The organism is Enterobacter cloacae complex sp. P1B (assembly GCF_014982345.1).
Classification (GTDB): domain Bacteria; phylum Pseudomonadota; class Gammaproteobacteria; order Enterobacterales; family Enterobacteriaceae; genus Enterobacter; species Enterobacter bugandensis.
This window is the reverse complement of sequence record NZ_JADCLF010000015.1, coordinates 20731-46474: the sequence shown is the minus strand read 5'-3', so window position 1 is coordinate 46474 and position 25744 is coordinate 20731. Positions and strand designations below refer to the sequence as shown.

Sequence of the window (25744 nt, the reverse complement as noted above, 5' to 3'; positions counted from 1 at the left end):
AGCCAGAAGGGATTGATATACTATTTGCAGTATTCGTTGGTCGATAAGTTTCTTCCGGCAACAGATTTCAATTTTGCATTCCTAAGTTCAGAGGTAGTCATGATTAAGAAAATCGGTGTGTTGACAAGCGGCGGTGATGCGCCGGGCATGAACGCGGCAATTCGTGGGGTTGTCCGTGCAGCGCTGACGGAAGGTCTGGAAGTTTTTGGTATCTATGATGGTTACCTGGGTCTGTATGAAGACCGTATGGTTCAGCTCGACCGCTACAGCGTGTCTGACATGATCAACCGTGGCGGTACCTTCCTTGGGTCTGCGCGCTTCCCGGAATTCCGTGACGAACACATCCGTGAAGTGGCTATCGAGAACATGAAAAAGCGTGGTCTGGACGCGCTGGTCGTTATCGGCGGTGACGGCTCGTACATGGGTGCAAAACGTCTGACCGAAATGGGCTTCCCGTGCATCGGCCTGCCGGGCACCATCGACAACGACATCAAAGGCACTGACTACACCATCGGTTACTTCACCGCGCTGGGCACCGTTGTGGAAGCCATTGACCGCCTGCGTGACACCTCTTCTTCTCACCAGCGTATCTCTATCGTTGAAGTGATGGGCCGTTACTGCGGTGACCTGACCCTGGCAGCGGCTATCGCCGGTGGTTGTGAGTTTGTGGTGGTTCCTGAAGTGGAATTCAGCCGCGAAGATCTGGTTGCTGAAATCAAAGCCGGTATCGCGAAAGGTAAGAAACACGCGATTGTGGCTATCACCGAGCACATCTGTGACGTTGACGAGCTGGCGAAGTACATCGAAACCGAAACCAAACGCGAAACCCGCGCGACCGTTCTGGGCCACATCCAGCGCGGCGGTTCCCCTGGCCCGTACGACCGTATTCTGGCGTCACGCATGGGCGCGTACGCGATCGAGCTGCTGCTGCAGGGCCACGGTGGCCGCTGCGTCGGTATTCAGAACGAACAGCTGGTGCACCATGACATCATCGACGCGATTGAAAACATGAAGCGTCCGTTCAAAGGTGACTGGCTGGACTGCGCGAAAAAACTGTACTGATCCTTCGAGCCCTCTTCTTTCTGAAGAGGGCTTTTATTCCTCCACGTTATAGCCAATCTTTTTTTATTCTTTAATCATCGATTCGCTTTCTGGCACGCTGCATTCATCAAAACACTACACAAGAGAGCTGGGCGATGAATAAATGGGGCGTGGGGTTAACATTATTGCTGGCATCGACCAGCGTGCTGGCAAAGGACATTCAACTTCTCAACGTGTCGTACGACCCGACGCGTGAGCTGTACGATCAATACAACAAAGCCTTCGCGGCGCACTGGAAGCAGGAAACCGGCGATAACGTGGTGGTTCGTCAGTCGCACGGTGGCTCCGGTAAGCAGGCAACGTCTGTGATTAACGGTATTGAAGCCGACGTGGTTACCCTGGCGCTGGCCTATGATGTCGACGCTATCGCCGAGCGTGGCCGTATCGACAAAAACTGGATCAAACGCCTGCCGGACAACTCCGCGCCATACACCTCGACCATCGTCTTCCTGGTGCGTAAAGGCAACCCGAAACAGATTAAGGACTGGAACGACCTGATCAAACCGGGCGTTTCTGTGATTACCCCGAACCCGAAAAGCTCCGGCGGCGCACGCTGGAACTACCTGGCGGCCTGGGGCTACGCGCTGCACCACAACAACGGTGACCAGGCTAAAGCACAGGAGTTCGTCAAATCCCTGTACAAAAACGTTGAAGTGCTGGACTCCGGCGCGCGCGGTGCCACTAACACCTTCGTCGAGCGCGGAATTGGCGACGTGCTTATTGCCTGGGAAAACGAAGCCCTGCTGGCGACCCACGAACTGGGTAAAGACAAGTTTGAGATCGTGACTCCGAGCGAATCCATCCTCGCCGAGCCGACCGTTTCCGTGGTCGATAAGGTCGTTGATAAGAAAGGCACCAAAGCGGTGGCGGAAGCCTACCTGAAGTATCTCTACTCGCCTGAAGGCCAGGAAATCGCGGCGAAGAACTTCTATCGTCCACGCGATGCGGCTGTCGCGAAGAAATACGACAGCGAATTCCCGAAACTGAAGCTCTTCACCATTGATGATGTGTTCGGCGGCTGGACGAAAGCGCAGAAAGAGCACTTCTCTAATGGCGGCACCTTCGACCAGATTAGCCAGCGCTAACGGTTAGCAAACGACACGGCGACCCGGTGTGAGAAATCCACCGGGTTTTTTATTTGGTCATCATTTTGCGTTACTCTTTTGCCTCTATTGAAAACAGGGAACGCGTTGTGAAAAAAATTATCTTATTGATCCTGATTGTCATCGCCCTTGCCGCAGGCGGCGTGTACTGGATAAAAGCGGGTAATCCGAATGCGTTGCGCCATATCGTCCTCGACCAGTGTCTGCCTAATCAGCTGCAGCACCGTAACCCGGCACCCTGCGCGCAGGTGAAGCCTGATGCGGGCTATGTGGTATTTAAGGACCGCAACGGGCCGCTGCAGTATCTGCTGATGCCAACGTACCGCATCAACGGCACCGAAAGCCCGCTCCTGACCGAGCCTCATACGCCAAACTTCTTCTGGCTGGCGTGGCAGTCGCGCAGCTTTATGACCCTGAAGCGTGGCTCTGAAGTGCCGGACAGCGCTATTTCGCTGACGATTAACTCACCGACCGGACGCACGCAAAACCATTTCCATATCCATATCTCCTGCCTGCGCCCGGACGTGCGTGAGAAGCTCAACGCGGCGCAGGGAGACATCAGCACCCAGTGGCTACCCTTCCCGGGCGGGCTGGAAGGGCATGAGTACCTCGCACGCCGGGTGACGGAGAATGAACTGGTCCAGCGCAGTCCGTTTATGATGCTGGCGGAAGAGCTGCCGGAAGCACGCGACCATATGGGACGCTTCGCGCTGGCGATGGCGCAGCAGTCGGATGGTTCGTTTGTTTTGCTGGCGACCGAGCGTAACCTGCTCACGCTTAACCGCGCGTCGGCAGAGGAATTGCAGGATCATCAATGCGCTATCCTGAAGTAACCCCACTATAAATCGCGTTTACTCAGGCTGCCTGTCACCGTAGACTTGCTGAAAAAATCTACAGGAGACAGGTATGTCGCTCTGGTTAACGCATCCTCTGCTGCTGCCCTCGCTGATCGTCGGCGTCACCATCGTGCTGTGGGCGACGTCGCTGTTGCCGGAATTTATCACCGCGCTGCTGTTTTTCACGGCGGCGATGACCGCCAGAATCGCCCCGCCGGAGGTGATTTTTGGCGGTTTTGCCTCGTCGGCTTTCTGGCTGGTCTTCAGCGGCTTTGTGCTCGGCGTGGCGATCCGTAAAACCGGCCTGGCGGACAGGGCCGCCCGGGCGCTGTCGGCAAAGCTCACTGACTCCTGGATGCTGATGGTGGCGAGCGTGGTATTGCTCAGCTACGCGCTGGCGTTTGTTATGCCGTCAAACATGGGGCGTATTGCGCTGCTGATGCCCATTGTCGCGGCGATGGCGAAACGCGCCGGTATTGCCGACGGCTCCCGCGCCTGGTTCGGCCTTGCGCTGGCAGTCGGCTTCGGTACCTTCCAGCTCTCGGCCACCATTCTGCCCGCCAACGTGCCTAACCTGGTCATGAGCGGCGCGGCGGAAGGCTCGTACGGCATTCACCTGAACTATGTCCCGTATCTGCTGCTGCACACGCCGGTGCTCGGTATTCTCAAAGGCCTGATTCTGATTGGCCTCATCTGCTGGCTGTTCCCCGGTAGCCCGAAACCGGCGAAGGATTTCACGCTGTCTGAACCGATGGGGCGTGACGAAAAACGACTCGCCTGGCTGCTGCTGGTGGTGCTGATGATGTGGGTGACGGAGAGCTGGCACGGCGTGGGGCCTGCGTGGACGGGGCTGGCGGCCTCGATTATCGTTATGCTGCCGCGCATTGGTTTTATCACCGGCGAGGAGTTCTCGGCGGGGGTAAATATGCGCACCTGCATTTACGTTGCGGGTATTCTCGGGCTGGCGATCGTCGTGACGCAAACGGGTATCGGAGCGGCCGTAGGCGAGGCGCTGCTGCGCATAATGCCGCTGGATGCGGACAAACCGTTCACCAGCTTCCTGGCGCTAACCGGAATTACTACGGCACTCAACTTCATTATGACTGCCAACGGCGTTCCGGCGCTGTACACCACGCTGGCGCAGAGCTTCTCGGACGCGACCGGTTTCCCGCTGCTGTCGGTGATCATGATTCAGGTACTGGGCTATTCCACGCCGCTGCTGCCGTATCAGGCGTCGCCGATTGTGGTGGCGATGGGGCTAGGAAAGGTGCCTGCAAGGGCGGGGATGGTGCTCTGCCTGGCGCTGGCGATTGCGACGTATCTGGTGCTGCTGCCGCTGGATTATCTGTGGTTTAGCGTGTTAGGGCGTTTGTAGCGGCGGGTAAGCGCAAGCGCCACCCGCCACAAAGGCCATTACGCCTGTTTAGCCGCTTCTGCCGCTTTAACGATCACCGCGAAAGCGTCCGCTTTCAGGGATGCACCGCCAACCAGCGCGCCATCGATATCTGGCTGGGTGAACAGCTCAGCAGCGTTGGAGGCGTTTACGGAGCCGCCGTACTGGATGATCACTTGCTCAGCCACTTTCGCGTCGGCTTTCGCAATGTGGTCACGGATGAATTTGTGAACTGCCTGAGCCTGCGCAGGGGTAGCAGATTTGCCGGTACCGATCGCCCAGACTGGCTCGTAAGCGATAACCGCGCCTTCGAACGCTGCCGCGCCCTGCGTTTTCAGCACTGCGTCGATCTGACGTGCACACACTTCTTCGGTTTTGCCCGCTTCGTTTTCCGCTTCGGTTTCACCGATGCACAGAACCGGGATCAGACCCTGCTCTTTCAGCACGGCAAATTTCTTCGCGATGAACTCGTCAGATTCTTTGTGGTAGGTGCGACGCTCGGAGTGGCCGATGATGATGTATTTTGCGCCGATATCTTTCAGCATTTCAGCGGAAGTTTCACCGGTGAACGCGCCAGACAGGTTAACGTCAACGTTCTGCGCGCCCAGCACGATGTGGCTGCCGTCAGCGGCACGTTTAGCCAGATCCAGGTACATATCCGGCGGAGCGATAGCAACCGCGCAGCCGGTCACGCCAGCCAGCTCTTTACGCAGGTTTGCAACCAGTTCGTTTACCATGTGGCGGCTGCCGTTCAGTTTCCAGTTACCCATCACTAAAGGATGTCGCATTTCAATTCTCCACGCTAAATAAGCGAATTAAGGAATATGGCCGCCCTGTCGGGCAGCATGGTCTGTGAATCAGTATAGAGATTTTCCCTCGAAAGGCTTTGCTTTTTGTCATTAATTGGCCCCGCCAAGGGTGTCAGATAGCGCCAGCTTAATCGGTTCAACGGCGAAGGTCAGTCCTTTTTCGCCGTTATCCGCCACTACATAGCGAATCGCGCCTTCGGTTGTGGCGTAGTACCGCTTGTTTTTACCGGCGGCCAGCAGCTTTTGCAGCTTTTGCTGGCTCTGCTTTTTCGTCAGCGCAGGCGTAAACGCCTGCAGCACCGCGCTCATGTAATCAAGCGCCTTCGATTTAGCCGCTTTCTGCTCTGGCCCCTGAATCGGCAGCCAGGTGATTTGCATGCTTTTGATTTTTAACGTACCGCGCTCCAGCGCCGTGGAAGCATACAAATTCTCGTTAATCTTGCTCGCTGCACGGGTCAGTGTAGGGGTATCGCGCGAGCTATCAATGGCGCGAAACTCATCCAGCGGCAGCCCTGGGTTGGCCTGATTGAAAGCTTCGCGAAACTGGCTGATGGACTGATCGAAAGACGGTGCGCCCGCCAGCAAATACGGCGCAGTGGTGGGGGCCGCGGTGTTGGTGGCGTGCAGCGGAAAACCCGCGCCGAGCATCGCTAAACACAGGAAAAGAGAATGTGCCGAATTTTTCATCAACATTGCACCTGGCCGTAAGTGCTCATGATTAAAACGATATCTGGTCGGCTTGTCAAAAGGTCACAACTCCAGGGTAAAATGCGGGCTAAACGATAATAAGGAACCTTACATGACCATACAGCAGTGGCTGTTTTCATTCAAAGGGCGTATTGGACGCCGTGATTTCTGGGTCTGGATGGTGACGTGGGTCGTCGCCATGCTGCTTCTTTTTTTCGTTGCTTATAACGCCTGGCTGAGCACGCAAACGGCGGCATTTGCACTGGTCTGCCTGCTATGGCCAACGGCGGCCGTCGTGGTGAAACGCCTGCACGATCGCGGCCGCTCCGGCGCGTGGGCATTTTTGATCATACTGGCGTGGATGCTGGTGGCAGGGAACTGGGCGATGCTGCCTTCCATCCTGCCGTGGGTCGTGGGCAGGCTGCTGCCGTCGGTCATCTTCGTGATGATGATTGTCGATCTGGGCGCGTTTATCGGCACCCAGAGCGAAAATAAATACGGTAAAGATACCGTCGAGGTGAAATACCGCTGATCACCAGTAGTGTTCGGCGGTCATATGGCCCGGCCGGCGGCGAAGATGTTTCGTCATCTGCCGGGTATCCTTAAGAAGCTGCTGCGTGTCCCGGACCATCTGCGGGTTACCGCACAGCATGACGTGGCTGGTTTCGGCCGTCATCGGTAAACCCACCGCGTCTTCCAGTGCGCCGCTCTCAATTAACGCCGGTACGCGACCGGTAAGCGCTCCTGCTACGGTTTCGCGGCTGACTACCGTCTGAATCTTTAACTTTCCGCCGTACTGCTGTTCCAGCGCCTGCATCTGCGGGAGATAGCTTAAATCTGCGGCATAACGCGCGGCGTGCACCAGCACGATGTTTTTGAAGCGCTCCAGATCCTTACCGTACTGCAAGATAGAGAGATACGGACCGATGGCCGTGCCGGTTGCCAGCATCCAGAGCGTGTCACAGTCAGGGATCTCTTCGAGCACAAAGAAGCCTGCCGCTTCGCTCACAATCTGCACATCGTCGCCGGGCTGAAGGGCGGCAAGGCGCGGGCTGAGCTTACCGTCAGGAACGGTGACCAGATAGAACTCGAGGTCCGGGTTATCCGGCGCGTTAACGTAAGAGTAGGCGCGCTGCACGCGCTCGCCGTCGACATCCAGACCCAGCTTGGCAAATTGCCCGGCCTTAAACGGGTGAACGGGAGCATGCAGGGTGAGACTAAATAGCGCATCGGTCCAGAATTCTATCTTTGTGACTTTACCTGTTACCCAGTCCGCCATGATCTTCTCCTGTGCTGTTTCTCTGTTCTATCTTCCGTACTTGTGGGAAACATTTCCAGCCCCTTCGGGCCGGAAAGCTCTATCGATCAAACGGTTTTACAGAATGTGCGTCTGCACGTCCGGGTCTTTACGGTCGAGATAGTGAATGGACTGAATGCGTCGGATGGTGCGCGATTTACCGCGGATCAGCAGCGTTTCAGTGGTCGCCATGTTGCCCTTGCGGGTGATGCCGTCCAGCAGATCGCCTTTGGTGATGCCGGTTGCAGAGAAGACGACGTTATCGCTGCGCGCCATGTCGTTCAGCGCCAGTACTTTATTGGCTTCGATGCCCATCGCTGCGCAGCGCGCCAGCTCGTCCTCACCGATACGACGGTTTTCGTCGCTGTCGCCTTTCACCTCATGGCGCGGCAGAAGGCGCGCCTGCATATCGCCGTCCAGTGCGCGGATCACCGCCGCAGAGACCACGCCTTCCGGCGCGCCGCCGATGCCGTAAAGCACGTCGACTTCGCTGTCCGGCATGCAGGTCAGAATAGAGGCGGCAACGTCGCCATCCGGAATGGCAAACACGCGCACGCCGAGTGCCTGCAGATAAGAGATGGTGGCGTCGTGGCGCGGTTTCGCCAGAATGGTCACGGTGAGTTCGTTGAGCGGTTTAGCCAGCGCCGCCGCGATATTGCGCAGGTTGGCGTCCAGCGGCAGGCTGAGATCGATTGCGCCTTTCGCACCAGGGCCGACAATCAGCTTTTCCATGTACATGTCCGGCGCGTTGAGGAAGCAGCCTTTATCGCCCACGGCCAGCACCGCCAGGGCGTTGGCCTGGCCCATCGCCGTCATGCGCGTGCCTTCGATCGGGTCCACCGCGATATCCACCGCATCGCCTTTGCCGGTCCCGACCTTTTCACCAATGTAGAGCATCGGCGCTTCGTCGATTTCGCCTTCACCGATGACGATAGTGCCGTCGATGTTGACCTGGTTAAGCACAATGCGCATGGCGTGGACGGCCGCGCCGTCTGCGGTATTTTTGTCGCCACGACCCAGCCATTTATAGCCTGCAAGGGCGGCTGCTTCGGTGACGCGGGAAAACTCGATAGCAAGTTCACGTTTCATGAGGGACTCGTACAATCAAAAGGAATTGCACGAAGTTTATCACAGAGTGGGGAGGGGTGAGGGGACCGGTACGGTTGGAGCCCCTCACCCTAACCCTCTCCCCAGGGGAGAGGGAATATAGGCTTACTCGTCGTGCTCTTCCCACGCCAGGGCGCGTTTCACCGCTTTCTTCCAGCCGCTGTAGCGGTAGTTGCGCTCGGTGGTTTCGATGCCAGGGCGGAATTCGCGTTCGATGACCGCTTTCTCCTGCAGCTCGTCCAGGTTCTGCCAGAAGCCTACCGCGAGACCCGCAAGATACGCCGCGCCCAGTGCCGTCACTTCACGTACTTCAGGGCGCTCAACGCGGGTGCCCAGAATGTCGGACTGGAACTGCATCAGGAAGTTGTTGGCCACCGCGCCGCCGTCCACGCGCAGGGCGTGCAGACGAATGCCGGAGTCTGCCTGCATCGCTTCCAGCACGTCACGCGTCTGGTAGGCGATGGATTCCAGGGTCGCACGAATGATGTGGTTTGAGTTCACACCGCGCGTCAGGCCGAAAATTGCGCCGCGGGCATACGGGTCCCAGTACGGTGCGCCCAGACCGGTGAACGCTGGCACCACGTACACGCCGTTGGTGTCTTTCACTTTGGTCGCGAAGTACTCGGAGTCAAACGCATCGCTGATCAGCTTCATCTCGTCGCGCAGCCACTGAATAGATGCGCCCGCCATAAACACCGCACCTTCCAGGGCATAGTTCACCTCGCCGCGCGGGCCGCAGGCGATGGTAGTCAGCAGGCCGTTTTCTGATTTCACCGCTTTCTCGCCGGTGTTCATCAGCATAAAGCAGCCGGTGCCGTAGGTGTTCTTCGCCATCCCTTCCTTGACGCACAGCTGGCCGAACAGCGCCGCCTGCTGGTCACCGGCGATACCGGCGATAGGAATACGGGTGCCGCCTTTACCGCCGATGTTGGTCTGGCCGTAGACTTCAGACGACTTACGCACTTCAGGCAGCATCGCGCGCGGAATATCCAGCGCGTCCAGCATCTTGTCATCCCACTCCAGGGTGTTGATGTTGAACAGCATGGTGCGCGAGGCGTTAGTGTAGTCAGTAACGTGGACACGTCCCTGAGTCATCTTCCAGATAAGCCAGGTATCGACGGTACCGAACAGCAGCTCGCCGCGTTTTGCACGCTCGCGTGAACCTTCCACGTGGTCGAGGATCCACTTCACTTTGGTGCCGGAGAAGTACGGGTCAACCACCAGGCCGGTGGCGCTACGCACGTACTCTTCCATCCCGTCACGCTTAAGCTGTTCGCAGATCTCTGACGTACGGCGGCACTGCCAGACGATGGCGTTGTAAATAGGCTTACCGGTTTCGCGTTCCCACACCACGGTGGTTTCACGCTGGTTGGTGATACCAATCGCGGCGATTTCGTCGGAACTGATGTCGGCTTTCGCCAGCACTTCCACCAGCGTGGAGCTTTGTGACGCCCAGATCTCCATCGGGTCGTGTTCTACCCAGCCTGGACGAGGATAAATTTGCTCAAATTCGCGCTGTGACACGCTGACGATATTCGCGTCATGATCCATTACGACAGCGCGGGAGCTGGTAGTGCCCTGGTCGAGCGCAACGATATATTTTTTTTCGGTCATGGTATGTGTCCCGTAGTCAGATTACAGCGAAGCTTTTTGTTGTGCGGTAGAAGTCGTTTCCTTCTCCTCTTCCACACAGGTGTCGCACGGTAAGTGGCGACCAATTAATTTGCGATAGCCAAATGCACCCAGTGCCGCCCCTACGACTGGTCCGAACAGCGGTACCAGGAAGTAAGGAATATCTTTGCCGCCGGTGAAAGCCACGTCGCCCCATCCTGCAAAGAAGGCGAAGGTTTTTGGACCCAGGTCACGCGCCGGGTTCATCGCAAACCCTGTTAACGGCCCCATGGACGCACCGATGACGGCGATCAGCAGGCCAATCAGCAATGGCGCCAGCGGGCCACGTGGAATGCCGTTACCATCATCGCCCAAAGCCATAATGACGCCCATCAGAATAGCGGTAATCACCATTTCAACTGCGAACGCCTGCACAAAATTGATATGCGGGTTAGGGTAGGTTGAGAAGATGCCTGCCAGATCCAGACTTTCGACGCTGCCGCGCACCATATGATGCGTCTGTTCGAAGTCGATGAAAAGATTGTAATAAAGCCCGTAAACTAACGCCGCTGCGCAAAACGCGCCGGCAAATTGAGAAATAATGAAGGGAACAACTTTGCGTCCGTCGAAGCACGCGAACAGCCACAGTGCGATAGTCACCGCCGGGTTAAGATGTGCGCCAGAGACCCCTGCAGTCAGGTAGATGGCCATCGCCACGCCCAGACCCCAGATGATACTGATTTCCCACTGACCAAAACTGGCACCCGCCACTTTCAGTGCAGCGACACAGCCCACTCCGAAGAATATCAACAACCCGGTACCAAGGAACTCGGCAATGCACTGGCCTTTTAAGGTTGATGTCTGACTCATAATCGGAATCCTGAAAAAATTGATGTTTATTGTTAGCGTGGCCGCCCGTGACAGCCACGATGCCCTGTAGACATAGTGTTAATTTATCGTTAACGAGCAAAAACGAGAAATATCGAAATTAAAATGTGTGGTCTGTGTCAATAAAATGAGCGTTTTCGCGCCATAAAGCGCGTTTTTGCATCAGTCGCGCACGGTGTGCTGAATCATTTTTTTAACGAATGGGTTAACAACTTAGAGGTATATGCCGCGAACGCACCAGGACGAGGCCGAAAAGTGTTGCAAACCGCGATCTGCGTGGCATGCCGCTGGACAGGGGCGACTGCGCTCCATACAATCGGAACATATGTTGTGCGCGTTTACGTTAAAGCGTCGCCTTGCAATTCAGGAGAGGTAGGATCATGTCTTTAGAAGTGTTTGAGAAACTGGAAGCGAAAGTACAGCAGGCGATTGACACCATCACGCTGCTGCAGATGGAAATTGAAGAGCTGAAAGAGAAGAACAACAGCCTGGCGCAGGAAGTTCAGAACGCTCAGCACGGCCGCGAAGAACTGGAGCGCGAAAACAACCAACTGCGCGAACAGCAGAACGGCTGGCAGGATCGCCTGCAGGCGCTGCTGGGACGTATGGAAGAAGTCTGATTCCCACTGGGGATGAACTGAACAGGCCGGGTAAGGCGACGCCGCCACCCGGCTTTTTTTATGGTTCTCGCTGACTGACATCCAACCATAAAAAAGGCCGCCCAAGGCGGCCTTAACGCTACTTGTCCTGCGCTGTCGTGGTAAACGCAACAAACCCGATCGGTTCATCACTTTTTACAACGAGTACGCTGGCGACAATGAACGCGATACATAAATAGCGTTTCATTATGCGGTCCCTGCGGCTAACCGCTCCACCGTTCACCACCGGTGATAAGTCGGTGGACACAAGCCTGGTTAAAGGCTGCTTTACGGTTGTGGTTACACCTTTCCCTGGACCGATGCCCATGTGCGAAATGGCGGAAAGGGACGCTGCATCATAATGAGCAATAGCAGCGTAGTTAAGGTTTTCATAGATAATTAGGAACTTATAAAGGGTCGATGAGGTTACCTGAGGTTTGAACCAGAGTAAGATAAAAATCCTGGTTAAAGGTTGCAAAACTTCCCAACGGACCGCGAATCCCGAGGGACAAAAAAAACCGCCACATTGCTGTTGGCGGTTTTTTTATGGTTCACGCTTATGGTTTTATTACTCGATATCCAGCGCGTCTTCCGACAGGATAATGCCGGTATTATCGGCGTAGAGATGGTCCCCGGAGAAGAAGGTCACGCCGCCGAAGTTAACGCGCACGTCGCTTTCGCCGATACCGTCACCCGCGGCCCCTACCGGTATGGCCGCGATGGCCTGAATCCCGATATCCAGGTCTTCGAGATCGTCCACCTGACGCACGGAACCGTACACCACGATGCCTTCCCACTCGTTCTGGACGGCAATGCCGGCCAGTTCAGCATCAATCAGTGCGCGACGCACGGACCCGCCGCCGTCGACCACCAGAACGCGGCCACGGCCGTTCTGTTCGAGCAGATCGTACAGCAACCCGTTGTCCTCGAAACATTTCACCGTGACGATTTGCCCGCCAAACGATGACCGCCCACCAAAGTTGGAGAACAGCGGTTCAACGACGTTGACATCTTCCTGGTAGATGTCACAAAGCTCGGAGGTATCGTATTTCATAGGTTTAACGCTCAGTTGCTGCGAATGTGTTCAGTATATCGTGCGAAATGCGTTGTTGGCAAAATCATCAATTGTTAATTGATATTTGTCAGCTAACTGAGCGTCTGGCTTAACACAATCCCAATGACGAACAACAGGTTAGTCAGCAGAGCGCCTTTTACCGTTCGCTCCAGCATTGGCGGCATGGCTGCCGGGCTGAGTTCACGCATCACAAAGCGGGCCTGCTTAACCAGCAGCGGCGCGGCAAGCACAAACAGCCAGCCCCACAGACTGTGCAGGGAAATCAGGTTAAACAGCGCCAGGCAAACCAGCGCGCCAATAAGCAGGCAGGCATGATAGCGGCGCGCATTCACTGGCCCCAGACGCACCGCCAGCGTGTTCTTGCCGTTCTCACGATCGCTGTCGATATCGCGCAGATTATTGATATTGAGTACCGCCGTCGCCAGCAGGCCGCAGGCGGTCGCCGGGAGGAACAGGGCAGGGATCACCGTATGCGCCTGTAAGTACCAGCTCCCCATTACGCTCAGCCAGCCGAAGAACACCAGCACGGAGATATCCCCAAGGCCAATATAGCCGTAAGGGCGCGTGCCGACGGTGTAGGTGATGGCCGCGATGATGGCGAGCAGACCCAGCACCAGGAAGCCAATGAAGTCGCTGGTGGTTTTCGAGGCGACAGTCACCAGCGCCAGGCCAGATAAGCAAATCAGCACCACGGTGATAATCAGCGCGCGCTTCATCTGTGCCTGGGTGATCACCCCTTTTTGCATCCCGCGCAGCGGCCCGATACGGTCAGGCTTGTCGCTGCCTTTTACCGCATCGCCATAATCGTTCGCGAGGTTAGAGAGGATTTGCAGCAGCCCGGCGGTAATGAGCGCCAGACCTGCCACCAGCGGATCGAAATGCCCTTGCCACCAGGCAAGCGCGGTGCCAACAATAATGGCGGCAAAAGCCAGAGGAAGCGTTTTAGGGCGCAGACTTTCGAGCCACGCCTGAGTACGGCTGATATCAGTCATAGTAATTTAGCCAATAAAAATGGGGGCCTTAGCCCCCATTAACAGTGATGAGAATGCAGTAACCGCGATTATAGGATAAAACGGCTCAGATCTTCATCTGCCACTAACGCATCCAGATGTTTGCTCACATAGTCTGCGTCGATGGTAATGGTTTGACCGTTGAGGTCGCTCGCGTCATATGAGATGTCTTCTACCAGGCGTTCCAGCACGGTGTGCAGACGACGCGCACCGATGTTCTCGGTGGTTTCGTTGACCTGCCATGCGGCCTGGGCGATACGCTTGATACCGTCTTCGGTGAACTCGAGGTTCACGCCTTCGGTCGCCATCAGCGCCTTGTACTGCACGGTAGCAGAGGCGTTTGGCTCCGTCAGGATGCGCTCGAAATCTTCGGTGGTCAGCGCCTGCAGCTCAACGCGGATCGGCAGACGGCCCTGCAGTTCGGGGATCAGATCCGACGGGCTGGCTACCTGGAATGCACCGGAAGCGATAAACAGAATGTGGTCCGTTTTCACCATGCCGTGCTTGGTAGAGACGGTGCAGCCTTCAACCAGCGGCAGCAGGTCGCGCTGTACGCCTTCGCGGGACACGTCCGGACCGGAGCTGTTGCCGCCGCGCTTACAAATTTTGTCGATTTCGTCGATAAACACGATACCGTGCTGCTCAACCGCGTCGATAGCGTCCTGCTTCAGCTCTTCCGGATTCACCAGCTTCGCCGCTTCTTCTTCAATCAGCAGCTTCATCGCGTCTTTGATTTTCAGCTTACGCGCTTTCTGCTTTTGGCCGCCCAGGTTCTGGAACATGGACTGCAGCTGGCTGGTCATTTCTTCCATGCCCGGAGGCGCCATGATTTCCACGCCCATCGGCGCGGCCGCGAGGTCGATCTCAATCTCTTTGTCGTCCAACTGGCCTTCACGCAGTTTTTTGCGGAACGCCTGACGCGCGGCTGAAGGCTCAGCCTGCTGTTCAGCCTGGCCCCAGTTGTTTTTCGCCGGTGGGATCAGCACGTCGAGAATACGCTCTTCGGCCATCTCTTCCGCGCGGTAGCGGTTTTTCTCAATCGCCTGGACGCGCACCATCTTAATCGCAGAATCGGTCAGGTCGCGGATGATAGAGTCCACTTCTTTACCCACATAGCCCACTTCGGTGAACTTGGTGGCTTCAACTTTGATGAACGGCGCGTTCGCCAGCTTCGCCAGACGACGGGCGATTTCGGTTTTACCGACGCCGGTCGGGCCGATCATCAGAATGTTTTTCGGGGTGACTTCGTGACGCAGCTCTTCGTCAAGCTGCATACGACGCCAGCGGTTACGCAGCGCGATAGCCACGGAGCGCTTGGCGTTATCCTGGCCGATAATGTGTTTGTTCAGTTCGCTGACAATTTCGCGTGGGGTCATTTCAGACATAGGAGATCCTTACGCTTTGGAGGTCAATTCTTCGATGGTGTGGTTGTGGTTGGTATAGATGCAGATATCACCTGCAATATCCAACGCCTTCACCGCGATATCACGCGCGTTCATGTCGGTATTTTCCAACAGCGCGCGGGCTGCAGCCTGGGCATAAGGGCCGCCAGAGCCGATGGCAATCAGGTCGTTTTCCGGCTGAATCACGTCACCGTTACCGGTGATGATAAGCGAAGCGGTTTCATCCGCGACCGCCAGCAGCGCTTCGAGCTTGCGCAGCATACGGTCGGTACGCCAGTCCTTTGCCAGCTCAACGGCAGCTTTCACCAGATGACCCTGGTGCATTTCCAGCTTGCGTTCAAACAGTTCAAACAGCGTGAAGGCATCCGCCGTGCCGCCTGCGAAACCGGCGATCACTTTGTCGTTGTAGAGACGACGGACTTTCTTCACGTTGCCTTTCATGACGGTATTACCCAGCGTGGCCTGGCCATCACCGGCGATTACCACATGGCCGTTACGGCGTACACTTACTATTGTTGTCACGAGCAGACCCCCTGGTTACAGATTCGGGAAACAGAAGCCCTGAGCCTGTGCTCAGGGCTGAATTAAATGATAGATGGGGGGGATTTTGGGGGTTTCAACCCCCGGAGGCGAGTCGAATGCAGTTTGTGTGGCCAGCCACTTTCAAACGGGAAATGGTGCCGTCTGCGTTTTCTTTGCCTTTAACCGGGCCGATCACCACGCGGTTCCAGCCGTTATTGGTGGTAATGCGTGAATCAAATCCTTCGAACGCCAGCTGAGCACGTACTGTTTCCGCCTGTTCGGCACCTTTAAACGAACCGCACTGCACCATCCAGCGGCGCTCGTCTTTTTTCTCTGCCGTCTGCTTCGGCGCTTCGGTCTCTTTGGTTACCGGCGCGGCCTGCTGCGTTTTCGGCTGCTGCGCGGTGGTATGCGCTGGCGTCTGGAGCAGATCCTGATACGGCTGCGCCGCTTGCTTTGGCGGCTGCGCTTTTGGCTGTTGAACAGGCTGCGACTGCACCGTACGCGTCTGCTGCTGCTGTTGCTGCTGTTGCTGCTGTTGCTGCTGTTGAATTTGTGCCTGGCGCTGACGCTGCAGCTGCAACGTTTGCTGACGCTGCGCTGGCGTTTGTTCATTCCACGGCACTTCATTCAGCTGCGTCGGCTGCTGGCGCATATCGGCCTGCATCTGTGCCAGCAGCTGGCGCTGCTCGTCCGTCAGCTGATCGGCATTCTTCACTTCGCCACCGGCTGAGGGCTCAGTAGGCGCACGCACGCCGGGCTGACGACTTTCCAGCTCTTTAATATAGCGCCAGCGCTCTTCAGGTTTCGGCGGCAGACCATTTCCCACCACTTTGTTGCCCTGAAGGGCCTCGGACTCTTCTTTTTTATGGTGCGTGATGAAGTACAGGCCGCCAATAAAGGCCACCAGCACGGCCGCAGCAATAGCGACCATTGCTGGCGAGACCGCAGGCAGATTACGCTGCTTGCTTTTTGAACTGCTCTTTTTGCGTCGCGAAGGTGCCGGCTGGCCGCGACGTACATAATCTCGTTGTGCCACTATCGTTTCGCTGTATTTATTCGTTCGTCAGCCCGCCATGTTACTTAAGCGGCGGGGCTTTGACCAGATAAGGGTGTCCGAAAGGCGTTTACTTTAAGTCAATGCCTGGGTAGAGCCGCGAATAATCAGCTCGCAGTCCAGCAAACGCGAGCCGCTGCTAACCGTTTGACCCTGCAGCTGATCCAGCAGAAGCAGCATCGCTTCGCGGCCAATCTGATAGCGCGGTTGTGAAACGGTGGAGAGCGGTGGATCGCAAAACTCTGAAAGTGAAATGTTATCGAATCCGATAATCGACAAATCTTTCGGCACGCGTAAGCCACGGCGCTTGGCGTGTGAAAGCGCACCCAGCGCCATCACGTCGCTGTGGCAGAACACCGCCGTTGGCGGTTCCGGCAGCGCCAGCAGTTTCTCCAGCGCCTGTCCGCCCGCTTCAAAGGTAAAATCACCGCGCGCAATATAGTGCGGATCGACAATCGCACCGGTACGGCGCAGCGCCTGAACATAGCCCTGCAGGCGGTAGTGGCACAGCGGCATCTCTTCCGGCCCGGCAATGCAGCCAATCCGCTTATGCCCCAGCTCCTGGAGATAGTTTACGGCGTTGAACGCGGCGGTGAGGTTATCAATGTGGACCGTCGGCAGCTCAAGCTCAGGCGCAAATTCGTTGGCCATTACCATCGGCGGTAAATTGCGCTGCTCTTCGATGCTGGCATCAAACGGCAGGCGCGAGCCAAGCAGCAGCATGCCGTCAATCTGCTTGGTGATAATGAGGTCGATAAAGGTTTTTTCCTGCTGGTTCTGGTGAGCGCAGTCGCCAATCAGCACCAGATAGCCCTGCTCCGCCGCCGTCACTTCGATACCGCGAATGATCTCGCTGAAGAAGGGATCGCAGATATCCGGCACTATTACCAGGATGGTCCGCGATTCATTGCGCTTGACGTTCCGCCCCATCGCCTGCGGGAAATACCCCACTTCCAGCGCCGCCTGTTCAACCTTGTTACGGGTCGCCTGGGAGACTTTATCCGGGTTCATTAATGCGCGGGACACGGTTGCCGTTGAGACTTGTGCTTTCTCGGCAACGTCTTTCATGGTCGCCGTGGCAACCTCTTTCCTGGACTTCAACGTCTTCTCCTCGCCTGAACACCGAACTGCGGACATCACCATTTTTACAGATAGTTAATGGAATCGGTTACAGAATTTTCATAAAAAGTGTGAGGCGCGTTAAATTTTTCGATCCGTCTTCAGCCTTCGATGGGATCGACGTCCAGTACCCACTTCACTTTACGCGCTTCCGGCAGGGTATTGATGAGCGCCAGCGTGCCGCTGACGATGTGCTGCAGGCGAATACGCGAGGGGTGCTGAAGCAAAATTTGCCAGCGGAAACGTCCACCGCGTTTTGGCGCCAGCGCCGGCACCGGGCCCAGGATCCACAGCTGGTTATCCACCAGCGGGCTGGCCTGCAGGAGATTCCTCAGCTGTTGCAGGAAAAGCGGCGCCTGCTGGTTGTTATGATCCTCCGCGCGGATGATGACGTGGCTGGTCCACGGCGGCAGCTGCATGGTCTGGCGTTCGGCCAGCGCCTGCTCGGCAAAGGCGTCATAGCCTTTGTGCAGCAGAGTCTGTAGCAGCGGGTGCTCAGGGTGGTGCGTTTGCAGTATTACCTCGCCCTGTTTACCCGCGCGACCGGCACGCCCTGCCACCTGAGTATAAAGCTGGGCGAAGCGCTCGGCGGAGCGGAAATCTGCCGAGAACAGCGCGCCGTCGACGTCGAGCAGGGCGACCAGCGTCACGTCCGGGAAGTGGTGCCCTTTGGCCAGCATCTGGGTGCCAATCAGGATGCGCGCGCCGCCGCGATGCACTTCCGCCAGCTGCTGCTCCAGCGCCCCCTTGCGGCTGGTGGTGTCCCGGTCGATTCGGGAAATAGGCACGTCCGGGAAGAAAGGGCCAAGCGCCTGTTCCAGCTGTTCCGTTCCCAGCCCCACCGGCACGATATGCGTGGAACCACATGACGGGCACTGGCGAGGCACGGGACGCTGGCTGTCGCAGTGGTGGCAGCGCAAGTGTCGCTGGGCCTGATGGAAGGTGTAGTAGTGGTCGCAGCGCGGGCACTCGGCAATCCAGCCGCAGTCGTGGCACAGCAGGGCGGGGGCAAATCCGCGACGGTTGAGGAACAGAATGACCTGGTTCCCCGCCTGCAAATGCTGGCGCATGCGGGAAATCAAGGCGGGCGCTAAGCCTGCCTGCACCTGCTGGCCTTTGAGATCCAGTACGTGCTGAATGGCCGGGCGGGCATTCCCCGCGCGGCGCGTCAGGCGCAGCATGTGGTATTTACGCTGGCGCACGTTGTGCAGCGTTTCGAGCGCAGGCGTGGCGGATCCGAGAATAATAGGGATTTGCTCGCTGTGCGCACGGTAGACCGCCAGATCGCGGGCGTGATAGCGCCAGCCTTCCTGCTGTTTATAGGAGCTGTCGTGCTCTTCGTCGATCACGATAACGCCGAGGTTTTTAAACGGCGTAAACAGCGACGAGCGGGTGCCGATCACAATCGCCGCTTCGCCGTTTTTCGCTTTCAGCCAGGCGCTGAGGCGCTCGCTATCGTTCAGCCCGGAGTGCAGCACCTCAACGGGCGCGTTAAAGCGCTCGCGGAAGCGGGCAATGGTCTGCGGTGTCAGGCCGATTTCCGGCACCATCACCAGCGCCTGTTTGCCCTGCGCGAGCACGTTTTCCAGCACGCTCAGATAGACTTCGGTCTTGCCGGAGCCCGTCACGCCCGCCAGCAGCCAGGCGGAAAAGTGGTCCGAGGCACTATGAATGGCGCCTACCGCGGTAGCCTGCTCGGTATTCAGGCGCAGGCGATCGCCCGAGACGGAGAAGCCGTCGCGCCAGTCGTGAAGGGCGGGCGCTTCGCTGGCCAGCTCGCTCAACCCTTTCTTTCTTAATGCCTGTAGCGCCGTTTCGCTGACCTCAAGCTCGTCGACCTGGTGCCGCCAGATTTTTCCCTGACGCAGCGCCGCCAGCGCCTGCTGCTGTTTCTGCGAACGCTTCAGGCTGTTGATGTCCACGGCCTGCCCCTGTTCGGTGGCAAACCAGTACCACATCGGGGCGTGGCTGGCGCTTTTGCCCTGGCGCAGCAGGATCGGCAGGGCGTGGAACAGAACGTCGCCAATCGGGTGATGATAATAATCTGCCGCCCACAGCAGCAGTCGCCAGGTGCTGGTGGAGTAAACCGGCTCGCTGTCCAGCACCTCAACCACCGATTTCAGTTCATTGAGGGGCAATTCGCTTTTATCGCTGACGGAGACGACGATCCCCACGCGCTGCTGTTTGCCAAACGGCACGGTCACGCGACAGCCCGCTTTGGCGCTCATGCTGTCGGGCAGCAGGTAGTCAAAGGTGCGGGGAAGCGGAACGGGCAGGGCAACGTGAGCGACGGGCATCGAATCTTCCTGACTTGAAAAGTGGCGCGTTAGTATACACATTAGTAAAAGCGGCGTGCGGATCAGTTTGCATACGTTGGTTAAATTCTGTATGATTCGCCGCCTTTGGTGTACTTTACGCCAAAGAACTTACATTCAACATCGCGTGGTGTCTGGCGTTAGGGCTGGAAGAGCGACGCGGCCTTAACTGAGGTTCTCCCATGAAAAAAGATATTCACCCGAAATACGAAATGATTACTGCAAACTGCTCTTGCGGTAACTCTATCCAGATCCGCTCTACCGTGGGTCACGATCTGAACCTGGACGTGTGCGGCAAATGCCACCCGTTCTACACTGGTAAGCAGCGTGATGTTGCAACCGGTGGCCGTGTTGACCGCTTCAACAAGCGTTTCAGCATCCCGGGCGCTAAATAAGTTTCCCGAAAAAAAGGCACCGCAAGGTGCCTTTTTTGTATCCGCTTCTCAGTATTCCCACGTCTCCGGGTCAATACCCAGTTCACGCATGATCACCTTCGCCTCTTCCGGGATTTCGTCGCTACGCTCTTTGCGCAGATCGTCATCGTTCGGCAACGGTTGGCCGGTAAACGCATGCAGGAACGCTTCGCACAGCAGTTCGCTGTTGGTCGCGTGACGCAGGTTGTTCACCTGACGACGCGTACGTTCATCGGTGAGGATCTTCAACACCTTCAGAGGAATGGAAACCGTAATTTTCTTTACTTGCTCACTCTTCTTACCGTGCTCAGCGTATGGGCTGATATATTCGCCGCTCCATTCAGCCATGAGATACCTTTAATCCTCTCAGTCATTAATCTAAAGGTGCAAACCGGTCACTGCCCGTTTTGAACCGTAATCTTGCGTAGTTTACCGTAGAGACGATACCGTGGCACGGATATTGCCGCTGCAGCGTGCACTAAAGCATATAATTTTAACGGCTATTTGCGCATTGCTCAATCTATACGCAAAGAAGTTTAGATGTCCAGATGTATTGACGTCCATACTTTCAATGTTTACTCTGGTGACTGACTTTTCACCTCATTCGCCAGGAAGCCCTCACCATGACGCGTAAACAGGCCACGATCGCAGTGCGTAGCGGATTAAATGATGACGAGCAGTACGGCTGCGTTGTCCCGCCCATTCATCTTTCCAGCACCTACAATTTCACCGGATTTAATGAACCGCGCGCGCATGACTACTCGCGTCGCGGCAACCCTACGCGTGATGTAACCCAGCGCGCGCTGGCGGAACTGGAAGGCGGCGCGGGTGCGGTATTAACCAATACCGGTATGTCTGCCATTCACCTGGTGACCACGGTGTTCCTGAAGCCTGGCGATCTGCTGGTTGCGCCGCACGACTGTTACGGCGGCAGCTATCGTCTGTTTGACAGCCTGGCAAAGCGCGGCTGCTACCGCGTTCTGTTTGTCGATCAAAACGACGAACAGGCGCTGAAACAGGCGCTGGCAGAGAAGCCGAAGCTGGTTCTGGTGGAAAGTCCAAGCAACCCATTGTTGCGCGTTGTCGACATTGCGAAAATTTGTCAGCTCGCAAGGGATGCGGGAGCGATAAGTGTAGTGGATAATACCTTCCTCAGTCCGGCCCTTCAGAACCCGTTAGCACTGGGTGCGGATCTGGTATTGCATTCATGTACTAAATATCTGAACGGCCATTCTGACGTGGTGGCGGGCGTGGTGATTGCAAAAGATCCCGACGTTGTCACGGAACTGGCATGGTGGGCTAATAACATCGGCGTCACCGCGGGCGCGTTCGACAGCTACCTGCTGTTGCGCGGCATCCGCACGCTGTCGCCGCGCATGGACGTGGCGCAGCGTAATGCCCAGGCGATTGTCGATTTCCTGAAAACCCAGCCGCTGGTGAAGAAGCTTTATCACCCGTCGCTGCCGGAAAACCAGGGGCATGAGATTGCCGCGCGCCAGCAGAAGGGATTTGGCGCGATGTTAAGTTTTGAACTGGACGGTGACGAGCAAACGCTGCGTCGCTTCCTGAGCGGGCTGTCATTGTTTACGCTGGCGGAATCCTTAGGTGGGGTTGAAAGCTTGATCTCCCACGCCGCGACCATGACGCACGCAGGTATGGCACCGGAAGCACGTGCCGCCGCCGGGATTTCCGAGACGCTGCTGCGTATCTCGACCGGTATTGAAGATTCTGAAGATTTAATTGCCGATCTGGAAAATGGCTTCCGGGTCGCAGCCAAGGGGTAATCATGAGTGTGATAGCGCAGGCAGGGGCGAAGGGTCGTCAGCTGCACAAGTTTGGTGGTAGTAGTCTTGCTGATGTGAAATGTTATCTGCGCGTCGCAGGGATCATGACCGAATATTCACAGCCGGGTGACATGATGGTTGTCTCGGCGGCGGGCAGCACCACCAACCAGTTGATTAGCTGGCTGAAACTGAGCCAGACCGATCGCCTTTCTGCGCATCAGGTGCAACAGTCCTTACGTCGTTACCAGAGCGAGCTGATTGCCGGCCTGCTGCCTGCGGACGTGGCGGACGGGCTGATCAGCGCCTTCACGCATGACCTTGAGCGTCTGGCTGCTCTGCTGGACAGCGGGATTACCGACGCGGTGTATGCCGAAGTGGTGGGCCACGGTGAAGTGTGGTCCGCGCGCCTGATGGCCGCCGTACTGCAACACCTGGGCGTAGACGCGGCCTGGCTCGACGCGCGTGATTTCCTGCGTGCGGAACGCGCCGCGCAGCCTCAGGTGGACGAAGGGTTGTCCTATCCGCTGCTGCAACAGCTGCTGGTGCAGCATCCGGGCAAACGTATTGTCGTCACCGGCTTTATCAGCCGCAGCAACGCCGGTGAAACCGTGCTGCTGGGCCGTAACGGCTCGGACTACTCGGCAACGCAGATCGGTGCCCTGGCGGGCGTGTCCCGCGTCACCATCTGGAGCGACGTGGCCGGTGTCTACAGCGCGGACCCGCGTAAAGTGAAAGATGCCTGCCTGCTTCCGCTGCTGCGTCTCGACGAAGCGAGCGAGCTGGCGCGTCTGGCGGCCCCGGTGCTGCACGCGCGCACGCTGCAGCCGGTTTCCGGCAGCGATATTGACCTGCAGCTGCGCTGTAGCTATACGCCGGATCAGGGGTCTACCCGCATTGAGCGCGTGCTGGCGTCCGGCACGGGCGCGCGCATTGTCACCAGCCACGACGACATCTGCCTGATCGAGTTCCAGGTCCCTGCGGGCCAGGACTTCAGGCTGGCGCATAAAGATATCGACACGATCCTGAAGCGCGCCCAGGTGCGTCCGCTGGCCGTTGGCGTGCATAATGATCGTCAGCTGCTGCAGTTCTGCTATACCGCCGAAGTGGCGGACAGCGCGCTGAAAATTCTCGACGAAGCGGGCCTGCCGGGCGAGCTTCGCCTGCGTCAGGGGCTGGCGCTGGTGGCGATGGTCGGCGCGGGCGTCACCCGTAACCCGCTGCACTGCCACCGCTTCTGGCAGCAGCTGAAGGGCCAGCCGGTGGAGTTCACCTGGCAGTCGGAAGAGGGCATCAGCCTGGTCGCCGTGCTGCGTAAAGGCCCAACCGAAAGCCTGATTCAGGGTCTGCACACCTCGCTGTTCCGCGCGGAAAAACGCATCGGCCTGGTGCTGTTTGGTAAGGGTAACATCGGTTCCCGCTGGCTGGAGCTGTTCGCCCGCGAACAGGTCACGCTTTCGGCGCGTACCGGGTTTGAATTTATTCTTGCGGGCGTGGTGGATAGCCGCCGCAGCTTGCTGAACTACGAAGGGCTGGACGCCAGCCGGGCGCTTGCCTTCTTTAACGATGAAGCGGTTGAGCAGGATGAAGAGTCGCTGTTCCTGTGGATGCGCGCGCACCCGTATGACGATCTGGTGGTGCTGGACGTCACCGCCAGCGAACAGCTTGCCGATCAGTATCTGGATTTCGCCAGCCACGGTTTCCACGTCATCAGCGCCAACAAGCTGGCGGGGGCGAGCAGCACCGATAAATACCGTCAGATCCATGACGCGTTCGAAAAAACGGGCCGCCACTGGCTCTATAATGCCACCGTTGGCGCGGGCCTGCCGGTTAACCATACCGTGCGTGACCTGATTGAAAGCGGCGACAGCATTCTGGCGCTGAGCGGGATCTTCTCCGGCACGCTCTCCTGGCTGTTCCTGCAGTTTGACGGCACCGTACCGTTCACCGACCTGGTGGATCAGGCGTGGCAGCAGGGCTTAACCGAGCCCGATCCGCGCGTTGACCTCTCCGGTAAAGACGTGATGCGCAAGCTGGTGATCCTGGCGCGTGAAGCCGGTTATGACATCGAGCCGGATTCCGTCCGCGTCGAGTCGCTGGTGCCTGCGGGCTGCGAAGAAGGTTCTGTTGACCACTTCTTCGAAAACGGCGACGAGCTGAATGACCAGATGGTGCAGCGTCTGGAAGCGGCAAACGAGATGGGGCTGGTGCTGCGCTACGTGGCGCGTTTCGAGGCGAACGGTAAGGCGCGTGTGGGTGTCGAGGCGGTGCGTCCTGACCATCCGCTGGCGGCCCTGCTGCCGTGCGATAACGTCTTCGCCATTGAAAGCCGCTGGTACCGCGATAACCCGCTGGTGATCCGCGGCCCGGGCGCGGGGCGCGATGTCACCGCTGGGGCTATCCAGTCCGATATTAACCGTCTGGCTAAGCTGCTGTAAAAAGTGAATTTCCCTCTCCCTGTGGGAGAGGGTTAGGGTGAGGGCATCAGACCGCGCTCACCCTCATCATGAACTCCCTTCATCTTCCCTGAGCAAACCTCACCGTTATTGTGATTATTTCTGTTGACGTCACGCCGCTTTTCCGTCATTTTTACTTCTGGACGTCTAAACGTATAGAAGTTCACAACACAACAGACAATGACACGCGAGAGATAGAGGTAAGGTATGAGCTTTTTTCACGCCAACCAGCGGGAAGCACTGAATCAGAGCCTGGCCGAAGTAAACGGCCAGATTAACGTCTCTTTTGAATTTTTCCCGCCGCGCACCAGTGAAATGGAGCAAACCCTGTGGAGCTCTATCGATCGCCTGAGCAGCCTTAAGCCGAAGTTTGTCTCCGTGACCTACGGCGCTAACTCCGGCGAGCGCGACCGTACGCACAGCATTATTAAAGGCATCAAAGATCGTACCGGTCTGGAAGCAGCGCCGCATCTGACCTGTATTGACGCCACCCGCGATGAGCTGCGCGCCATTGCCCAGGACTACTGGAACAACGGGATTCGCCATATCGTTGCCCTGCGTGGCGATCTGCCGCCGGGAAGCGGCAAGCCGGACATGTACGCTACCGATCTGGTCGCGCTGCTGAAAAACGTTGCTGATTTTGATATCTCCGTGGCCGCCTACCCTGAAGTCCACCCGGAAGCGAAAAGCGCCCAGGCGGATTTGCTTAACCTGAAGCGTAAGGTGGAGGCCGGTGCCAACCGCGCCATCACCCAGTTCTTCTTTGACGTGGAAAGCTATCTGCGCTTCCGTGACCGCTGCGTCTCGGCAGGTATCGACGTCGAAATTATCCCGGGCATTCTGCCAGTCTCTAACTTCAAACAGGCGAAGAAATTCGCCGATATGACCAACGTTCGCATTCCGCTGTGGATGTCCAAAATGTACGAAGGGCTGGACGATGACGCGGAAACCCGCAAGCTGGTGGGGGCCAATATCGCGATGGACATGGTGAAGATCTTAAGCCGCGAAGGGGTGAAAGACTTCCACTTCTACACGCTTAACCGCGCGGAGATGAGCTACGCCATTTGTCATACGCTGGGCGTTCGTCCGGCGTAATCAGCAAAAAGCCCTCATAAAGTGAGGG

General features: G+C 57.3%; 24 protein-coding genes. 10 read left to right on the top strand and 14 right to left on the bottom strand.

Going from position 1 to position 25744, the window contains the following annotated elements; translation table 11 throughout:
• Nucleotides 1-99: 99 nt before the first annotated feature.
• The 4 genes from pfkA to INF77_RS18310 all read left to right on the top strand — a co-directional run bounded on the left by pfkA (nucleotide 100) and on the right by INF77_RS18310 (nucleotide 4415).
• The gene (gene pfkA / locus INF77_RS18325; RefSeq protein WP_028014852.1) at nucleotides 100-1062 is read left to right on the top strand and encodes a 6-phosphofructokinase; all 963 of its coding nucleotides are present in this window, start codon (nucleotides 100-102) and stop codon (nucleotides 1060-1062) included.
• A gap of 134 nt (nucleotides 1063-1196) precedes the next feature.
• On the top strand, nucleotides 1197-2186 hold the full coding sequence (locus INF77_RS18320) for a sulfate ABC transporter substrate-binding protein (RefSeq protein ID WP_028014851.1): 990 nt from the start codon (nucleotides 1197-1199) through the stop codon (nucleotides 2184-2186).
• 107 nt (nucleotides 2187-2293) lie between these two features.
• The gene (locus INF77_RS18315; protein WP_045630631.1) at nucleotides 2294-3037 is read left to right on the top strand and encodes a CDP-diacylglycerol diphosphatase; all 744 of its coding nucleotides are present in this window, start codon (nucleotides 2294-2296) and stop codon (nucleotides 3035-3037) included.
• Nucleotides 3038-3110: 73 nt separating this feature from the next.
• Complete coding sequence (locus tag INF77_RS18310) at nucleotides 3111-4415, top strand: SLC13 family permease (RefSeq protein ID WP_193532484.1); 1305 nt, start codon at nucleotides 3111-3113, stop codon at nucleotides 4413-4415.
• Nucleotides 4416-4453: 38 nt separating this feature from the next.
• On the opposite strand, the gene tpiA is transcribed toward INF77_RS18310, so the two are convergent.
• Nucleotides 4454-5221, bottom strand: coding sequence for a triose-phosphate isomerase (gene tpiA / locus INF77_RS18305; RefSeq protein ID WP_006808674.1), 768 nt, complete (start codon nucleotides 5219-5221; stop codon nucleotides 4454-4456).
• Nucleotides 5222-5332: 111 nt separating this feature from the next.
• Entirely contained in the window at nucleotides 5333-5929 is a 597-nt protein-coding gene (locus tag INF77_RS18300; RefSeq protein WP_193532485.1) for a DUF1454 family protein, read from the bottom strand.
• Nucleotides 5930-6041: 112 nt separating this feature from the next.
• On the opposite strand from INF77_RS18300, the gene INF77_RS18295 reads away from it, so the two are divergent.
• On the top strand, nucleotides 6042-6461 hold the full coding sequence (locus INF77_RS18295) for a DUF805 domain-containing protein (protein WP_028014847.1): 420 nt from the start codon (nucleotides 6042-6044) through the stop codon (nucleotides 6459-6461).
• Here INF77_RS18295 and fpr read toward each other — a convergent pair whose 3' ends face one another.
• The 4 genes from fpr to INF77_RS18275 form a co-directional block, all read right to left on the bottom strand.
• Nucleotides 6462-7208, bottom strand: coding sequence for a ferredoxin--NADP(+) reductase (fpr, locus tag INF77_RS18290; RefSeq protein ID WP_045260252.1), 747 nt, complete (start codon nucleotides 7206-7208; stop codon nucleotides 6462-6464).
• A 96-nt stretch (nucleotides 7209-7304) separates the two neighbouring features.
• The gene (glpX, locus tag INF77_RS18285) at nucleotides 7305-8315 is read right to left on the bottom strand and encodes a class II fructose-bisphosphatase (RefSeq protein ID WP_028014845.1); all 1011 of its coding nucleotides are present in this window, start codon (nucleotides 8313-8315) and stop codon (nucleotides 7305-7307) included.
• Nucleotides 8316-8438: 123 nt separating this feature from the next.
• Nucleotides 8439-9947 (bottom strand): glycerol kinase GlpK, encoded by a 1509-nt coding sequence (gene glpK / locus INF77_RS18280; RefSeq protein ID WP_061096497.1) that lies wholly within the window; start codon nucleotides 9945-9947, stop codon nucleotides 8439-8441.
• 21 nt (nucleotides 9948-9968) lie between these two features.
• A complete protein-coding gene (locus tag INF77_RS18275; protein WP_028014843.1) occupies nucleotides 9969-10814 on the bottom strand; it encodes an MIP/aquaporin family protein in 846 nt (281 codons plus the stop codon).
• A 398-nt stretch (nucleotides 10815-11212) separates the two neighbouring features.
• Between INF77_RS18275 and zapB the strand changes: the two genes are divergently transcribed.
• Complete coding sequence (zapB, locus tag INF77_RS18270; RefSeq protein WP_028014842.1) at nucleotides 11213-11452, top strand: septal ring assembly protein ZapB; 240 nt, start codon at nucleotides 11213-11215, stop codon at nucleotides 11450-11452.
• Nucleotides 11453-12038: 586 nt separating this feature from the next.
• Here zapB and rraA read toward each other — a convergent pair.
• The 7 genes from rraA to priA all read right to left on the bottom strand — a co-directional run bounded on the left by rraA (nucleotide 12039) and on the right by priA (nucleotide 19953).
• Nucleotides 12039-12524 carry a ribonuclease E activity regulator RraA gene (gene rraA, locus INF77_RS18265; RefSeq protein ID WP_059355391.1) on the bottom strand — a complete coding sequence of 162 codons (486 nt, stop codon included), beginning with the start codon at nucleotides 12522-12524 and terminating at the stop codon, nucleotides 12039-12041.
• Between the two features lie 92 nt (nucleotides 12525-12616).
• Complete coding sequence (gene menA, locus INF77_RS18260) at nucleotides 12617-13543, bottom strand: 1,4-dihydroxy-2-naphthoate polyprenyltransferase (RefSeq protein ID WP_100171285.1); 927 nt, start codon at nucleotides 13541-13543, stop codon at nucleotides 12617-12619.
• Nucleotides 13544-13605: 62 nt separating this feature from the next.
• Nucleotides 13606-14940: an HslU--HslV peptidase ATPase subunit gene (gene hslU / locus INF77_RS18255; protein ID WP_028014840.1), complete on the bottom strand. Its 1335-nt coding sequence runs from the start codon at nucleotides 14938-14940 to the stop codon at nucleotides 13606-13608.
• A 9-nt stretch (nucleotides 14941-14949) separates the two neighbouring features.
• Nucleotides 14950-15480 carry an ATP-dependent protease subunit HslV gene (hslV, locus tag INF77_RS18250; RefSeq protein ID WP_008501802.1) on the bottom strand — a complete coding sequence of 177 codons (531 nt, stop codon included), beginning with the start codon at nucleotides 15478-15480 and terminating at the stop codon, nucleotides 14950-14952.
• Between the two features lie 94 nt (nucleotides 15481-15574).
• Nucleotides 15575-16519 carry a cell division protein FtsN gene (gene ftsN / locus INF77_RS18245; RefSeq protein ID WP_193532486.1) on the bottom strand — a complete coding sequence of 315 codons (945 nt, stop codon included), beginning with the start codon at nucleotides 16517-16519 and terminating at the stop codon, nucleotides 15575-15577.
• Between the two features lie 93 nt (nucleotides 16520-16612).
• Nucleotides 16613-17638 carry a DNA-binding transcriptional regulator CytR gene (cytR, locus tag INF77_RS18240; RefSeq protein ID WP_041911797.1) on the bottom strand — a complete coding sequence of 342 codons (1026 nt, stop codon included), beginning with the start codon at nucleotides 17636-17638 and terminating at the stop codon, nucleotides 16613-16615.
• 119 nt (nucleotides 17639-17757) lie between these two features.
• Nucleotides 17758-19953 (bottom strand): primosomal protein N', encoded by a 2196-nt coding sequence (gene priA / locus INF77_RS18235; protein WP_045260255.1) that lies wholly within the window; start codon nucleotides 19951-19953, stop codon nucleotides 17758-17760.
• A 200-nt stretch (nucleotides 19954-20153) separates the two neighbouring features.
• Here priA and rpmE point away from each other — a divergent pair, with 200 nt between their 5' ends.
• Entirely contained in the window at nucleotides 20154-20366 is a 213-nt protein-coding gene (rpmE, locus tag INF77_RS18230) for a 50S ribosomal protein L31 (RefSeq protein WP_003862040.1), read from the top strand.
• A 48-nt stretch (nucleotides 20367-20414) separates the two neighbouring features.
• On the opposite strand, the gene metJ is transcribed toward rpmE, so the two are convergent.
• Nucleotides 20415-20732: a met regulon transcriptional regulator MetJ gene (gene metJ, locus INF77_RS18225; protein WP_003862042.1), complete on the bottom strand. Its 318-nt coding sequence runs from the start codon at nucleotides 20730-20732 to the stop codon at nucleotides 20415-20417.
• A gap of 275 nt (nucleotides 20733-21007) precedes the next feature.
• On the opposite strand from metJ, the gene metB reads away from it, so the two are divergent.
• The 3 genes from metB (at nucleotide 21008) to metF (ending at nucleotide 25716) form a co-directional block, all read left to right on the top strand.
• Nucleotides 21008-22168, top strand: a complete 1161-nt coding sequence (gene metB / locus INF77_RS18220) for a cystathionine gamma-synthase (RefSeq protein WP_021242813.1) — start codon at nucleotides 21008-21010, stop codon at nucleotides 22166-22168.
• A 2-nt stretch (nucleotides 22169-22170) separates the two neighbouring features.
• Nucleotides 22171-24603 carry a bifunctional aspartate kinase/homoserine dehydrogenase II gene (locus tag INF77_RS18215; RefSeq protein ID WP_041911800.1) on the top strand — a complete coding sequence of 811 codons (2433 nt, stop codon included), beginning with the start codon at nucleotides 22171-22173 and terminating at the stop codon, nucleotides 24601-24603.
• A 225-nt stretch (nucleotides 24604-24828) separates the two neighbouring features.
• The gene (gene metF, locus INF77_RS18210) at nucleotides 24829-25716 is read left to right on the top strand and encodes a methylenetetrahydrofolate reductase (protein WP_028014835.1); all 888 of its coding nucleotides are present in this window, start codon (nucleotides 24829-24831) and stop codon (nucleotides 25714-25716) included.
• Nucleotides 25717-25744: the final 28 nt, after the last annotated feature.

What these genes read in the sequence shown, in the direction of transcription:
- metJ (WP_003862042.1), bottom strand. Translation starts at nt 20,732, where the DNA reads ATGGCTGAATGGAGCGGCGAATATATCAGCCCATACGCTGAGCACGGT.
- INF77_RS18215 (WP_041911800.1), top strand. Translation starts at nt 22,171, where the DNA reads ATGAGTGTGATAGCGCAGGCAGGGGCGAAGGGTCGTCAGCTGCACAAG.
- glpX (WP_028014845.1), bottom strand. Translation starts at nt 8,315, where the DNA reads ATGAAACGTGAACTTGCTATCGAGTTTTCCCGCGTCACCGAAGCAGCC.
- hslU (WP_028014840.1), bottom strand. Translation starts at nt 14,940, where the DNA reads ATGTCTGAAATGACCCCACGCGAAATTGTCAGCGAACTGAACAAACAC.
- pfkA (WP_028014852.1), top strand. Translation starts at nt 100, where the DNA reads ATGATTAAGAAAATCGGTGTGTTGACAAGCGGCGGTGATGCGCCGGGC.
- INF77_RS18275 (WP_028014843.1), bottom strand. Translation starts at nt 10,814, where the DNA reads ATGAGTCAGACATCAACCTTAAAAGGCCAGTGCATTGCCGAGTTCCTT.
- INF77_RS18300 (WP_193532485.1), bottom strand. Translation starts at nt 5,929, where the DNA reads ATGAAAAATTCGGCACATTCTCTTTTCCTGTGTTTAGCGATGCTCGGC.
- fpr (WP_045260252.1), bottom strand. Translation starts at nt 7,208, where the DNA reads ATGGCGGACTGGGTAACAGGTAAAGTCACAAAGATAGAATTCTGGACC.
- metF (WP_028014835.1), top strand. Translation starts at nt 24,829, where the DNA reads ATGAGCTTTTTTCACGCCAACCAGCGGGAAGCACTGAATCAGAGCCTG.
- glpK (WP_061096497.1), bottom strand. Translation starts at nt 9,947, where the DNA reads ATGACCGAAAAAAAATATATCGTTGCGCTCGACCAGGGCACTACCAGC.
- INF77_RS18295 (WP_028014847.1), top strand. Translation starts at nt 6,042, where the DNA reads ATGACCATACAGCAGTGGCTGTTTTCATTCAAAGGGCGTATTGGACGC.
- rpmE (WP_003862040.1), top strand. Translation starts at nt 20,154, where the DNA reads ATGAAAAAAGATATTCACCCGAAATACGAAATGATTACTGCAAACTGC.
- rraA (WP_059355391.1), bottom strand. Translation starts at nt 12,524, where the DNA reads ATGAAATACGATACCTCCGAGCTTTGTGACATCTACCAGGAAGATGTC.
- INF77_RS18320 (WP_028014851.1), top strand. Translation starts at nt 1,197, where the DNA reads ATGAATAAATGGGGCGTGGGGTTAACATTATTGCTGGCATCGACCAGC.
- tpiA (WP_006808674.1), bottom strand. Translation starts at nt 5,221, where the DNA reads ATGCGACATCCTTTAGTGATGGGTAACTGGAAACTGAACGGCAGCCGC.
- metB (WP_021242813.1), top strand. Translation starts at nt 21,008, where the DNA reads ATGACGCGTAAACAGGCCACGATCGCAGTGCGTAGCGGATTAAATGAT.
- zapB (WP_028014842.1), top strand. Translation starts at nt 11,213, where the DNA reads ATGTCTTTAGAAGTGTTTGAGAAACTGGAAGCGAAAGTACAGCAGGCG.
- priA (WP_045260255.1), bottom strand. Translation starts at nt 19,953, where the DNA reads ATGCCCGTCGCTCACGTTGCCCTGCCCGTTCCGCTTCCCCGCACCTTT.
- INF77_RS18310 (WP_193532484.1), top strand. Translation starts at nt 3,111, where the DNA reads ATGTCGCTCTGGTTAACGCATCCTCTGCTGCTGCCCTCGCTGATCGTC.